The sequence below is a fragment of the Lacihabitans sp. CCS-44 genome (assembly GCF_024343735.1).
Lineage (GTDB): Bacteria > Bacteroidota > Bacteroidia > Cytophagales > Spirosomataceae > Leadbetterella.
Genome location: NZ_RJUE01000053.1, coordinates 98,144 through 113,037 on the forward strand (window position 1 = coordinate 98,144; position 14,894 = coordinate 113,037).

The 14,894-nt window shown below is 38.4% G+C and carries 8 protein-coding genes; 2 read left to right on the plus strand and 6 right to left on the minus strand.

What is annotated here, in order from left to right; all coding sequences use genetic code 11:
- Positions 1 to 62 precede the first annotated feature (62 nt).
- Complete coding sequence (locus tag EGI26_RS08800; protein ID WP_255077765.1) at positions 63 to 2,195, plus strand: peptidylprolyl isomerase; 2,133 nt, start codon at positions 63 to 65, stop codon at positions 2,193 to 2,195.
- A gap of 116 nt (positions 2,196 to 2,311) precedes the next feature.
- Here EGI26_RS08800 and EGI26_RS08805 read toward each other — a convergent pair whose 3' ends face one another.
- Positions 2,312 to 3,685, minus strand: coding sequence for a Gfo/Idh/MocA family oxidoreductase (locus EGI26_RS08805; RefSeq protein WP_255077766.1), 1,374 nt, complete (start codon positions 3,683 to 3,685; stop codon positions 2,312 to 2,314).
- 228 nt (positions 3,686 to 3,913) lie between these two features.
- Positions 3,914 to 6,010: an ATP-dependent DNA helicase RecG gene (gene recG, locus EGI26_RS08810; protein WP_255077767.1), complete on the minus strand. Its 2,097-nt coding sequence runs from the start codon at positions 6,008 to 6,010 to the stop codon at positions 3,914 to 3,916.
- 74 nt (positions 6,011 to 6,084) lie between these two features.
- Here recG and EGI26_RS08815 point away from each other — a divergent pair, with 74 nt between their 5' ends.
- Positions 6,085 to 7,890 (plus strand): MutS-related protein, encoded by a 1,806-nt coding sequence (locus EGI26_RS08815; protein WP_255077768.1) that lies wholly within the window; start codon positions 6,085 to 6,087, stop codon positions 7,888 to 7,890.
- 102 nt (positions 7,891 to 7,992) lie between these two features.
- On the opposite strand, the gene EGI26_RS08820 is transcribed toward EGI26_RS08815, so the two are convergent.
- The 4 genes from EGI26_RS08820 to EGI26_RS08835 form a co-directional block, all read right to left on the minus strand.
- The gene (locus EGI26_RS08820; protein WP_255077769.1) at positions 7,993 to 8,541 is read right to left on the minus strand and encodes a pyridoxamine 5'-phosphate oxidase family protein; all 549 of its coding nucleotides are present in this window, start codon (positions 8,539 to 8,541) and stop codon (positions 7,993 to 7,995) included.
- Positions 8,542 to 8,880: 339 nt separating this feature from the next.
- Positions 8,881 to 12,237: an efflux RND transporter permease subunit gene (locus EGI26_RS08825; protein ID WP_255077878.1), complete on the minus strand. Its 3,357-nt coding sequence runs from the start codon at positions 12,235 to 12,237 to the stop codon at positions 8,881 to 8,883.
- Between the two features lie 152 nt (positions 12,238 to 12,389).
- Positions 12,390 to 13,529, minus strand: a complete 1,140-nt coding sequence (locus EGI26_RS08830; RefSeq protein ID WP_255077770.1) for an efflux RND transporter periplasmic adaptor subunit — start codon at positions 13,527 to 13,529, stop codon at positions 12,390 to 12,392.
- A gap of 22 nt (positions 13,530 to 13,551) precedes the next feature.
- Positions 13,552 to 14,892, minus strand: a complete 1,341-nt coding sequence (locus EGI26_RS08835) for a TolC family protein (RefSeq protein ID WP_255077771.1) — start codon at positions 14,890 to 14,892, stop codon at positions 13,552 to 13,554.
- Positions 14,893 to 14,894 lie beyond the last annotated feature (2 nt).

A 14,894-nucleotide genomic window follows, 5' to 3' on the forward strand; every position in this document is an offset into this window, starting at 1 on the left:
TGCACCTCAAAAAATTTTCACAATAAAAAAGAATTGAAAATCAGTATTTTTTAAAAAATAAAATGGCAATAGTTAACAAAATCAGAGAAAGATCAGGAATAGCAGTAGCGGTTATCGCCGTAGCATTATTGTTATTCATTGTGGGTGGAGATATTTTTTCTAACCAAGGCGGAGGACTTTTTGGTTCATCGGCCAATCAAGTAGGTGAAATAAACGGCACAAAAATCGATTATCAACAATATGTGGCCCTAGTTGAAGCACAAAAATTACAAATGGAAAGCTCAACAGGAAGATCTGCTAACGAGCAGGAAATTGCTCAAATAAGAGAGCAGATTTGGGAAAAACTAATTTTTGAAAACGTTTATGTTGAAGAATTCGAGAAGTTGGGTATCACTGTATCAGACGATGAATTGAGAGAATTGATTCAAGGTGCAAAAAACATGCACCCTTACGTGAAACAACAATTCTCTGATCAACAAGGAAACTTCAATGCCGCTCAGCATGCTGAGTTCATAAGATCATATACAAGTGGAAGTATGCCTGCCGCTCAAAAAGCCATGTGGGATAATTTCAAAAGAGAGTTGAAAACCATCAGAATGAGAGAAAAATACTCAAATCTTCTGAACAAAGCCTCTTTTGTAACTACAGCAGAAGCCAAAGCAGAATATGTAGCCAACACCGAAAAAGCAAGTGGTAAGTTCTTGTTTGTACCTTTTTACTCTATTCAGGACTCCACAATTAAAGTAGAGGACAGCGAAATTAAAGATTATTATGGCAAACACACAGACGAGTTCACGCCATTTGACAGCAGAAGCATAACCTATGTGGCTTACCAATTGTCGCCTACCAAAGACGACAGTGCTGCCTTGAATATCGAAATCAGAACTTTAGCCAAAGGCCTTGCCGCAGCACCCAACGCTCAAGCTTATGCAAGCTCAAATACAGACATCAGAACTCCATACTTAAGATCTGCCAATGAAATTAGCCCAGACCTAAAAGCTGCCCTTTCTACAGCCATAGTAGGAGGATTGGTAGGTCCTTTTAAAGAAGGTAATACTTACAGCATTCATAAATTTGAAGGAACAGACACTGATTCTCTTTATACAGTGAGAGCAAGTCATATTCTTATTAGATCTGACTCTACAATGTCAGACAGTGCAAAAGCAGCAGCAAGAACAAAAGCTCAAGATATCTTGAACCAAGCCAAATCAGGAGTTGATTTTGCAACGCTTGCTAGCCAAAATGGTACAGATGGTACAGCACAAAATGGTGGAGATTTGGGTTCTTTCCAAAATAATGGAGCTATGGTTAAGCCGTTTGAGTCTGCCATATTTGCTTTTTCTGGTACAGGTGTTATACCAAATCTTGTTACTACAGACTTCGGATATCACATCGTGAAAGTTACCGAGCCAAAGACAAACACCAAATACAAATTAGCTTCTATTAACAAAGAACTTCAAGTAGGCGAATTAGCCGCTAACGAAATATTCCAAAAAGCTGAAAACCTTAGAGCAAGTGCGAAAACTATAAAAGATTTAGAAGCGGCCGTTAAAAAGGACAATTCTTTGACGCTTTTGAATGCTGAAAACTTATTGCCAAACAGCACCAACGTAAATACGATTCAAAACGCCAGAGAAATCGTTAACTGGGCATACAGCAAAGATGCCGAGGATGGAGACGTTTCTGATAGAGTTTTTGTTTTGGGAGAAACCTACGTTATAGCTGCTCTAAAAGCTTCTGCCGACAAAGAAAATCCTGAAGCAATGGATTTCAAAGATGCCATTACTGTAAAAGTAAGAAACGAGAAGAAAACTGAAAAAATCGTTGCCAAACTAGGTGATGGAAAAGGTGACCTAACAGCTCTTTCTAAAAAATATGGTGCAGGTGCATTGGTAGAAACAGTTACAGATGTAAACTTCTTTAGCGGAATGTTGAACAGTGCAGGTTTTGATGCTATAGCTTTGGGCAAATTGTTTGGTTTGAAAGCAGGGCAAAGAAGTAAGGTTTTCGCAGGTGAGTCAGGTGTGTTTGTGATGGAAACTACAGCAAAAACACCAGCACCAGCCATTTCTGACTATACTGCGTTTAAACTCCAAGTAGAGCAAAGAACAGGAATGGGCCGCATGGGCATGATAGGAGAACAAATACTCAGAGAAAGTGCTAAAATCGTAGATAATAGAGCAAAATTGTTCTAAAATCTGAAATCAATATTTATAAAAATACCTTCGATTCGCATCGAAGGTATTTTTTTTGCCTACAGTTGGACAACTTTTAGAAAGTTGTCAACTGTTATTAATGACAATTTGAGATCCTAAACATTCTTGTAATCAGGATGAGCCCAAGGCTGACGATACTTTCTAGTCAATTTTGCTGTTGCTTCTTTATCACCAACGATAATCTTCTTTACAGGGTCATAAACTACCGGACGACCCAGTTCCATCGAAATATTGGCCAAAATGCAACTTGCAGTAGATATATGCCCTTCCAAGATATCAGCAACAGGTTTTGTTTTGTTTTCTATAGCTCCCAGAAAATCCAACATGTGTAACCTAGTAGCTGGGGCGGCATTAAGCTCAATTCTTTCTTCGGTCAAATCTTCAGGATATTTTTCTTTTTCAAAAACCACATCTTTGTGTATTTTTTCTCCATTGGTTTTTCCATTCGGAATAAAATCATACCGCATGGTTGATGCCTTTAGAGTACCTTTTTCGCCGTAAATAAACAATGCCCAAGGATAATCTGGGTCAGGAGGAGTTCCCCAAGAGCGGTGCGTCCAAACACAATTCAGTTCATCATGCTCAAAAACAGCGGTTTGTGTGTCCGCAATGTTTGATTTGGCTTCTTTGTTCATATAAATTCCTCCAACTGCACTTATTTTTTTCGGCCAACCTAATCCCAACATCCATCTGGCGGTGTCGTACATGTGTACGCACATGTCCCCCGTGATACCGTTGCCATATTCCATAAATGTTCTCCACCAACGTATGTGCGGAATGCCGTCGTAAGGACGCAATGGAGCAGGCCCTGTCCACATTTCATAGTCAAAAAAGTCTGGAACGGGTTCCAGTGGAGGGTTGGAGGTGTTTCTCATTGAATAATAACAGCACATTTCTACATGTTTTATTTTGCCCAACATTCCAGCGTCTATAATATTCTTTTTTGCCTCTATCAGGTGAGGTGTACTTTTTCGTTGTGTGCCTACTTGCACTACTTTGTTGTATTTTCGGGCAGCAGCTACCATTGCTTCGCCCTCCATCACATCCACACTGATAGGCTTTTGGACATATACGTTAGCTCCAGCTTTCACAGCATCTATCATCATCAATGAGTGCCAATGGTCTGGTGTACCGATGAGCACGATGTCCAATTCGTTCTCTTTCAAAAGCTTACGATAATCGCCATAAAGTTTTGGTCTTTTGCCAGAGCTTTGTCTTTTAGAAACCAAGTCGGCAGCGGCATTGAGCATGTTTTTATCTACGTCACAAAGTGCCACAACGTCTACAGAAGCCACTTGAATAAGTCGAAAAAGGTCGCTTTTGCCATACCAACCTGTACCAATCAATGCCACACGGTAGGTTTTGTTGGGATTCAGAATGTCCATGGCGTTTGCACCAAAGTGGCTCAAAGCAAGTGTTGCAGCCGCACCTTTAAGAAAATGGCGGCGATTGATATTGAAAGTTTTCATTTATTGGGTTGAATATTTTTTGTTTGTAAATATAGAAAAAATAGTTTCAAAAATAGTTTTAAGCCACCAATGATTATGTTTAATTAGAGGGAATGACTTATTTAATAATATTTAAATGAATGCTCATTTAATAAACTTGAACAATTTATTAGCTCAAACTGATATTCAATTGTCTATTAAAAATTCAATCCGTGTCGAATCTGTATAAATCCGTGTCCTAACTGGAACTCAACTAATTCTATTCCAGCTCAATTCTTTGTTCTTGATTTTGTCAATATGAAGTTTAATGGGCAAATGGTCTGCCATTTCGAGTTCAGGGTCGCTTTTGAGTATCTTAAATGCCTCCTCACGAGCTATTTTCAAGATTCCTTCATCTTTGGCTAGGTTGGCTATTTTAAGGTCTATAAGGCCACTTTGTTGGGTTCCTCCCATATCACCCGGTCCACGGAGTTCAAGATCCACTTGAGAAATCACAAAACCGTTTTCGGTTTGCACCATGGTTTGTAAACGTTTTTGGGTATCTTTTGAAAGTTTATAGTCAGTCATCAGAATACAAAACGATTGATCTGCTCCCCTACCCACTCTACCCCGCAACTGGTGCAACTGAGACAAACCAAATCGTTGGGCACTTTCTATCACCATCACGCTGGCATTGGGTACGTCAACTCCAACTTCTATCACGGTGGTGGCCACCATTATTTTGGTTTCTCCTTTTTTGAAGCGTTGCATTTCGTATTCTTTGTCCTTAGGCTTCATTTTGCCATGGACAATACTCAACGGAACACCTGGAAACGCACGTTCTATGGATTCATAACCATCATAAAGATTCTTTAAATCCAACTTTTCTGATTCTTCAATGAGTGGAAAAACCATATAAATCTGGCGGCCCTTCTTGAGTTCGTCTCGCATAAATTCAAAAACCTTAAGCCTATTGGCATCATAGCGATGCACCGTTATAATCGGTTTTCTACCTGGTGGCATTTCGTCTATTTCAGAGTGATCCAAATCTCCAAAAAGCGTCATGGCCAAAGTTCTCGGAATCGGCGTGGCTGTCATGACCATCATGTGGGGATAGAAATTCTTATTTTTCTCCCAAAGTTTAGCCCGCTGTGCCACGCCAAAACGGTGTTGCTCGTCGATAACACAAAGTCCAAGATTTTTAAACTGCACGATGTCTTCCAAAAGTGCATGAGTGCCTACCAGTATTTTCAATTCGCCATTCAACAAAGCTTCATGAATTACGGCCCGTTCCTTTTTCTTGGAAGAACCCGTCAGGATTTCAATGCTTACCCCCAACAAATCGCCATATTTTTTCAAATTGGCGTAATGTTGTTGAGCCAAAATCTCAGTTGGAGCCATCATACAAGCCTGTGCACCGCTGTCAATGGCCATAAGCATAGAAATAAACGCCACAATAGTCTTCCCACTTCCAACATCACCCTGAATCAGACGATTCATCTGTTTGCCCGATTTCAAATCGAGAAATATTTCTTTGATGACCCTTTTTTGGGCACCCGTAAGATCAAAGGGTAAGTGATTGTTATAAAATTCTGTAATTAAAGCCGTTTTTTGGAAAACTTGACCTGCATAATCGTTTTTTCGAACCAAACTCAACTTTATAAGTCTCAGCTGATTATAAAAAAGCTCTTCAAACTTTAATCTACGTTGTGCTTGGTGCAGTTCGGCCTGAGATTTCGGGACATGCAACCACCTCAAAGCGTGCTTTTTTGCTACCAACCTATATTTTGTGAGTAAAGAGTCTGGAATGGTTTCGTTGATGTATGGATCCGCAATGTCCAAAAGATTTTTGACCCAAATACTTATCAACTTGCTTTCAATATATCTTTTACGGAGTTTTTCAGTAAGAGAATATATCGCCTGAAAATAGCCTTTTTTAGTATTGCTCGGCGTGAGAAGTTCTATTTCTGGATGTGTTATGGAGTAGTTTCCGCCAAACCAAACGGGCTTGCCATACACCACGTACTCGGCATTTATTTTGAGATATTTCTGAAAATACGTGATGCTCTGGAACCACACCAACTCCATGTGGCTGGTAGAATCTCTGAAAGTCGCTACCAGTCGTTGTTTGCCCACGCCGCTTCCAATCAGTTCAATAGAAGCTATTCTTCCAACTATTTGTGCCGCAAACATATCCTCTGTTATGTCGGCTATTCGGTGAAAAGCAGTGCGGTCTTCGTGCCTGAACGGATAATATTCGAGCAAGTCAGCGAAGGTAAATATTCCCAGCTCTTTGTTTAGCCATTCGGCCTTTTGTGGGCCAACGCCTCGTAGGGATTCTATTTTGGTTTCAAAAAAGGAAGACATGGAACAAAAATAGACATTTGAGCCGTTATTTGATTAATTCTCAATTATTTTTGCCTTTTCAACCCGATTATTCAATGATACAGTTCTACCAAACACAACTTGAGTCACTATTAGAAAACAAAGAAGTTCTACAAAAAACCTATAATAAAACCTCCTCCTATCGTCTGGTTTTCCTGATTATCGGCTTGCTTGGTTTGATAAAAGCGTTTTCCATTAATCCCTATTTGGGCGTCATCGCATTAATCGTTTTTTTGGGTGGATTTTATTATTTGGTAAAATATCATGAAAAAACTGAAGAAGATTTACTCCTAAATGATAATCAACAGGCTTTAATTAAGAATGAAATTGGCATTGTAAACAACGAAGCTAACTCGGTTTATGGAGATGGAAGCGATTTTTCAAACCCGCATCATATATTTTCTGCAGATTTAGATTTATTTGGCCAGAACTCACTTTTTCAGCTCCTAAATCGTGCAAAAACCAGATGGGGATTAGAGTTATTGGCAAAAAACATGTTGGAGATAGAATCCGATGGAGAGGTTTTGCAAAAAAAACAAGAAGCGACAACAGAATTAAAAGAAAAAACCACTTGGCGACTGAAGTTCTTGGCTTCTTTGGTTCATATTCCAATTTCACAGGCTGATTCTTCTCATCAAATATCCAAAATTTCAGTTCCGCCAAAATTGACATTTGGTACTTTTTTGAAATATTATGGCAAAATCGTTACATTGGTTTGGCTGGCCTTGTTTGTGGGTTTTTATTTTCTAAAATTCGAAGGAATTGGTTTTGGAATTGGGGGTTTGGTCCTTTTTCATTTTTATCTGAATGGCCTCAATAAGAAAATCACGGAGCCTTATCTCGAACAAATATCAGTAACTTGTCGAGCTTTGCAGAGTTTCTCAAAAGCAGCTGAACTAATTGCCAATGAAGAATTTACTTCCAAAATTTTACAAGAAGCTCTAAAAGATTTTCCAAGGGCTGACTTGAAATCTAAAAATCCAATAGAAAACTTTTCGTTGATTGTGAAGCGTTTGGAGATGCGTAAAAACATGATTGCCTCACTCTTTTTGATAAGTGCGAGACCTTTTGAACCCATAGAAACTCTGAAGATGGGCGAATGGATAGAACGAAACCCCAATTTTTTTAATGAGATATTTAGGGCCATCGCCATGCTAGAGTATTACGCAAGCCTTGGGACTTTGCATTTCAATAATCCAGAATGGTGTTTACCCGATTTTCATGAAGAAGACCGAAGTTTCATCTCTGCCACTCAAATAGGCCATCCGCTCATTAAAGGTCACAAAACCGTCTGCAATGATTTTGAACTCAATGATCAAAACAGGGTAAACCTGATCACCGGCAGCAATATGTCAGGCAAAAGCACATTTTTAAGAACGGGAGGCATAAACTTGATATTGGCCAATATGGGAGCACCAGTTTTTGCCAGAAAATTAAGTTTGCGACTCGGAATGGAGCCCATTTGTTATATGCGAATTACGGATTCCATCTTCGAAAATGCCTCCACTTTCAAGGCGGAAATAGAACGTATAAAACTGGTACTCGCAGCACTGAATAATGGCAAACTGCACATATTTCTGATAGACGAAATGCTGAGAGGAACCAACTCCGAAGACAAACTAAAAGGCTCGATGGCTCTCTTTGAAAAACTTGTTAACGAAAACGCCATCGCACTGCTCGCTACCCATGATTTGAGGTTGTCGGAAATTTCCGCAAAATATACCGATAAGGTTAAAAACTTTTATTTTGAATACTCCACAGCCAACGGAGAGCTTATTTTTGATTATCTTATAAAAGAAGGTGTGTGCAAAAGCTTCAATGCATCTTTACTTTTAGAAGCCATAGGTTTGAGAATGTCTTAAGCATATTTTTGCAGAATTCGTATCATTCAGCTAAAAGTTAAAAGTAATTTGACAACGATGCACCGCTGTCTTGAAATGTTTTTGCAAAAAAAAACTCAAAAACTACAAACTAATGTCTGTAGGTAATCCGTCCAAACTTACTAAGTTCTTTTCTTGTATATAAGCCTTTAGCCCATCTTCACCTTGTTGTTCAGCCCATTTGAAATGGATATCTCTTTCACCCTTATAATCGAAAAACGGCACACCAAATCCACAGGAAGTTTGGACTAAATCTATTTCTGCAACAATAATTTGTCTTGTACTTGGGTAAATCTCAAAGTTTGGGGCGTATTCTTCCCATTTTTCGGAGTCCTTCACAACTGTAAAAGCCTTTCCATAAAGCCTCATTATCAATGGATTCTTGTCGAACGAACAAAACATAAAGGTAATTCTCCCGTTTTCGAGCGTATGAGCCGATGTTTCATTTCCACTACTAATCAAATCCATGTACCCAACTTTGTTTTCTCCCAGAACCCGAAAACAATCAAGGCCTTTAGGCGAAAGGTTAACTCTCCCGTTTTCGCTCAAAGGAGCTGTTGAAACGAAAAATATATGCTGATTTTCGATGAACTCCTTGTGAGACGGTTTTATTGTTTCGTGAAATTTGCCCATACTTTTATATTGGTTAAGGACACAATTTAAGAGTTTTTCACAAAATTTGCTTTATTGCAGCTAATGAAATTAAAAAAATCAACTTATAGATTTCTCCATCCAGAAAAAACAACTTAAATATTCAATTCCTATGAAATCATAGTTCTATCTAGCTTGTCTCTCTTAAGATAATAAGATTATTCTGCAGTAAATATCAAGTAGCATAAACTGAAAATGAATTAAATCAAAACAAAAATATTCAGAAAGCTCAAAAGTGTTTTATACTCTGAAAGAATCCTGAAAACCAAAAAGACCTCCCATTCAGATGAGAGGTCTTTCTAATAATATTGATTTTGACTATTACTTTTTCCAAAGTTTAACTTTCAAACGCTCATTGATGTAATACATACAAGGTACTATAAGCAAGGTAAGTATAGTAGAAAATGTAAGGCCATAAATTATAGTCCAAGCCAATATATTCCAGAATACGGCACTATCTCCACCTGTGTGTACTACTGGGTTAAGGTCGACGAACATGGCTCCGAAATCAACTGTAAGACCAAACGCCAACGGAATAAGACCAAGTACTGCAGAGGCTGCGGTAAGCAATACAGGAGTAAGACGTGTAGCTCCTGCTTCAACAATTGCATCCTTTAGGTTATATCCTCTAGCTAGTAGCTCGTCAGTAAACTCGATGATTAATATGCCGTTTTTCACTACTATTCCCGCGAGTGCGATTACACCAACCCCCGACATTAGTACAGAAAACGTTTTGCCAGCTATCATGAAGCCTATCATTACACCTATTAAGCTCAACAAAATGGTCACGAATATGATAATTGGTTTAATAATAGAGTTAAACTGAGCAGCCAATATGAGGTAAATCATGATTAAGGCCACGCCAAACGCTGAAACCAAAAACGCTCCAGTTTTGGCTTGCTCTTCTTGCTCGCCGCCTTGTCTGATCGTATAGCCAGAAGGTAATTCAATGCTACCTATAGCATCAAAAATCTGAGTATTCACTTCCGTAGCGTTAAAAGGCGATATAACATCAGAACCCAAGGTGATGATTCGCTCGTTGTCCTTGCGATTTATTTGCGAAAACGTAGTGGTATAGCTTATGTCGGCAATTGATGCTAGAGGTACATTTCGCAATACTCCACCCATGTTCATGTCGCGGTAAGTAATGTTCATGCTCAACAATTTTTCAACCTGATTTCTATCCTCTTGCTTCAGTCGAAGTTGTATTGGATATTCTTCGTCAGAATCCCTGAACTTAGAAATCTCTGTACCAAACAAAGCAGTACGAATAGCCATAGCTACTTGAGATGAGCTTATACCTTCACGAGACGCTTTTTCCCTGTCAACATTTACTATAATTTCTGGTTTGTTGGTTACCAAATCAGACTTTAGCTCTTCAATACCTTTGATACCTGCTGCAGCAATTTTGGCTCTAACTTGCTTTTCGATATTAAGCATTTCGTCAAACTCCTTACCTACTATCTCTATTGATACCGGTTTACCCGTTGGTGGTCCATTGTTTTCACGTTGTACAGATATCTCAGTGCCAGGTATGCCTTCCAGCTTCGTACGAACTTTGTTTAGCAATTCTTGAGACGAAATACCATTTCTTTCGCCTTTACTTACAAATGCTACTGTCACTTTAGACTTGTGAGGTGTAGCTGAGCGGTCAGGTAACATCGGGTCTCCGGCATTTTTACCCACATTAGAAATTACAGAGTTAATAGCTATTTCGGCCTTATTTTCTTTTATAACTTCAAAAACTCTCTTTTCAATTTCTCGAGTAACTTGGTCGGTTTTTACGGCATCCGTTCCGATTGGCATTACATTGTAAACGTATATATAGTCTGGCTCAGCACTAGGGAAAAATATAACTTCAGGTTTAACTACGCCCATCATAAAACCTGTGAAGAATAAGAGCCCAACCATACTTAAAACGGCATATGCTGGCCTCCAGCCTTTTATAAGCCAAGTAATCAGTTTTTTATAATTGTTCTTTAGGGCTGGCAAAAGTCTTTCTTGAAAAGGGATGATGACCTTTGGAGTAAGAATAAAATGATTAAAAATATAAAGTATTATTATAAATACAGTAAAGTTGGCAACTCCTCTGAAAAGTGTATTCCCACCAAAAGATATTAAATAACACAAAATGGCTATTCCACCCAATACTATCAAAGGCATTTTTATAGCTGCCCAGTTTACTTTTTCCTTTTTCTCCTCTTCTTCACGTCTCATAAATGATATGGCGAAGATTGGGTTCATTACATAAGCTACAATCAAAGAAGCTATTAGTGTAAATATTAAAGTATAAGGCAGGTATTTCATAAACTCACCTATGAGTCCGTCCCAAAATAAAAGCGGGAAAAACGGTGCAATAGTGGTAAGCGTACCCGAAAGAACTGGCACAAAAACCTCAGATGCAGCCAGTTTTACGGCTTCCACAATGGTGAGCTCTTTATGCTTATTAAATAGGCGGTGTGAGTTTTCGATGACCACAATGGCGTCGTCAACTACTATACCTAAACCCAATAAAAATGCAAAAAGTACCATTGTATTTAATGTAAAACCCATCAACAATAGTGGATAGAAAGCTAATAAGGCAGAAAGCGGTACAGACAAACCTACAAAAATGGCGTCTTTTACACCCATAAAAAACATCAATACCAATACCACAAATATAAAACCTAATATCACCGTGTTGATTAGGTCGTTTATATCTCCCTTTGTTCTTTCGCTTTGATCTGCTGTAATGGCTATTTTTATACCTTCTGGCATTTCGCCTTTTTTAAACTCTTCTAATACTTTTTCTATTTTTTCAGAAGCTATAACCAAGTTCTCTCCACCACGCTTAATTACATTTAAAGTAACAACTGACTTGTTATCTAATCTTGCAAAATCTTGGCGTTCAGCATTAGAATCAACTACTTCTGCTACATCACCCAACCTTACAGTAGCTCCCTGACCTGAGCGTATGATTACGTTTTGAATCTGAGCCATACTCTTAAATTCTCCTGCTACACGTAACGATCGACGAACATTGTCAACATTCAGTTCTCCCCCTGAAATATTCACGTTTTCGCCCTGAATAGCTGCTTGAATGTCATAAAAAGTTATGCCATAAGACTTCATTTTGGCTACATCTAAGTTAATTTGAATCTCACGGTTTAGTGCTCCCACTATGTCTACACGTGTGATTTCTGTCATTGCCTCAATTTTATCTTGCAGCTGCTCACCATATTTTTTCAATTTATCAAGTGGAAAATCGCCCGATAAGTTAATATTCATGATAGGAAACTCCGAGAAATTTACTTCAGCGGCGGTAGGATTTTGGGTAAGGTCTGCTGGCAAGTCACGCTTTGCCTTATCTATTGCACTTTTTACTCGTTCTTTAGCAATTGGTATTTCTACATCAGTATCAAACTCGACAATTATTACAGATACATCTTGAAGGGCATTTGATTTTATACTTTTTACTCCCTTTTCAGATTTGAGCTGTTTTTCAAGTGGCTTATTGATTAGGTTTTCTATATCTACTGGAGTTGTTCCCGCATAAACAGTCTGAACAACTATCTGGGGCACAACGATTTCTGGAAATTGCTCCTTAGGAAGGCCGTTGAATATAAAATATCCTGCAATTGTCACCAAAAATGTTATCAAATAGACAGTGGTTTTGTTTTTGGACAAACCTCCAATCATATTATAGATAAACCCTTTGCCTTCGGGAAGTTGATCCGAATCGTGCATGTTGTTGTTATCAGTCATTTTAAAATATTATTTAATTTTGTTAAATCTCCACCCAAAACTCTCGCAAAACGATAGATGCCTTGAATTCGGATTTGATTATTTTCTTAATAATTGATGGCTTGGCCATCTACTATTTCTTGGTAACCTTCTGTTATCAGAGCATCCCCCACAGTTAGGCCTGATTTTATTTCAATTTTACCATCATACGATAGTCCAGTTTTTACTATTTTGGCTCTCGCTATTTTTTTGTTGCCTTCTGTTGTAGCTATATACACTATAGAACCCTGCTCTGTGTTCTGAATATAGTTTTGAGGTATAACTATTGCTCCGCCTGTCGACTGGTCGTTTATAGTTACCAAAGCCGTAAGATTTGGCTTAAAAGATTTGTCTGTCATGGGCACTTTAGCTTCTACAGTAAAAGTTCTTGAAACCTGATTGATAGTTTGGCTTACATAAGAAAGTTTAGCTGAGATTTCTTTCTGTAGGTCAGGGAATTTGATTTTAACCATATCGCCTTTTGCTATTGTTCCTGCATAAGTATCTGGCACATTGGCAACCACTTTCAATTCGTTGAAGTTCACTATTCTCAATATACCTACCCCAGGGGCAGCAATTTCGCCAGCTTTTAACCTAACTTCATCCACAACTCCAGATATTGGAGCTACGACTACATTTAGCACATCTTGTGATTTAAGGGTATTGATTCTCCTTTCAAGAGATTCTACCGCAGATTTTGCTTGTATATATTGTACTTCTGTACCGATTTTCTGATCCCAAAGATTTTTTTGCCTTTCAAAAATAGTCTTTGCAGTCTCTAGCTGGATCTCCACTTCTTGCATCGAGTTTCTAAGTATTGAGTTATCAATTGTCGCTATTTTTTGTCCTTTAGATACAAAATCTCCAATTTTTACAAATACTTTGGTAAGTGCTCCGCCTGTTTGCGGGCTTACAAAAACATTATTTTCAGCTTCAAGTCTTCCTGTAGCCTCCACAAAATGCTGGAAGTTTTGGGTAATAACTGGAGTAACAGATACCGTTTTGATTTTCTCTTCTTTATTTGGCTCAAGTTTGTCAAGCTCGCTCTGCAAGGCTTGTATTTTGCTTGTAAGTGTAGTGGCTTGCTTTTGAAGTTCTACCAATTGGGCTTTTTTACCTGCCAACGAATTGTCTTCTTTTTTGCCACAAGAAACGGTGACAAAAACCATCAGACTCATTAATAGTATGCTAGTGAATGTTTTTTTCATTTTATTTTCGATATAATAGTTTTTATTGTTTTATTAATTTTCCGTGTGCTTTATCCAAATCTACTTTGGCTATAAGCACGTCATATAATGCACTGAAATAATTGTTTTGAGCTTGTTTCAAGTCCGACTCAGCGTTTACAATCTCCAAGTTTGTTCCTAGGCCTTGTTGGTATTTGATTTTAGTAACTCTCACAACTTCCTCAGCCAAATCCATGTTACGTGTTTGGATATCCAATGCCTCAAAACCGTTCTTAATATTGATTTTTGCTTGCTCGTTCTCAAGTTTGAATGACTCCTTCAGAATCTCAACTCCATTATCAATTTTGATTACGTTTAATCTTTGACGTTCGATCTGAACCTTTCTCACTCCCGAATCATAAATTGGAATTCTAACTCCCAACGTAAGAGCCGACGAACCGAACCATTTTTCGAAAGGATTAAAAACGGTATTACTGTGACCAGCACCCAAACTACCACTAAATGAAACCGAAGGAAATACGCCTTTCTGCATTCTTTCTACATTTAAAAGTGTCAGTTTTTTTGATGTCTGGAGTTGTAAAAACTCTATCCTATTTTCAGGATTAACCTCTTCGCCAACCAGATTTCTGAGGATTTTCACGTCGTCGTTGTTCAGTTTTTCTTTGAGAGTAATACGGGCGTCTTGTGGGTAAGACATCTGAAACTTCAACAATTGGTAAGTCAGGCTTATCAAGTTATTGAGTTTTTGTTTTTCGGTGATGAGATTATTTCGTTGAACATTCAATCTGTCGACATCAATTTTCTCCACAAATCCTTGTTTCAGGTATTGTTCCGTCTGATATATGGCCGAGTCCATTCTAGAAATATTCAGATCCAAAATCTTAGCCCTTTGCTCAGCTACCAGAGCTGAATAATAAGCCTTAATGACATTCTCTGCCACAGTAACCTTAGACTTAGTTAAATCTTGACTTGCCATTAATCTGTAAGTATCCGCAGCTCTTAAACCAACCAACCAGCTTGCATCAAATATCAACTGATTAACACCAATACCCGCCTGGCCACCCCAAGGCACACCAAACTTAAACTTTACCACCTCACCTGGAGCCGCCTCTGGGTTGAAGTTTTTAGCATCAATCAATTGGGTTGGCACAATTGCATTGTAAGTATAGCCAAATTGCCCATTGATTTGCGGCATACCCGCATATTTAATCTCCTTTATCTGCAACTCAGCATCTTGAGTACCTATTATTGCATTTTTTACATTCGGGTGGTTTTTTGTAGCATAATCCACCGCTTCCTCTATCGAAAAGGCAGACTGTGCTTGGGCATTTGTTGCAATCAAGATCGCCATAAATGCCAGTAGTAATAGTTTTGTTTTTTTCATAA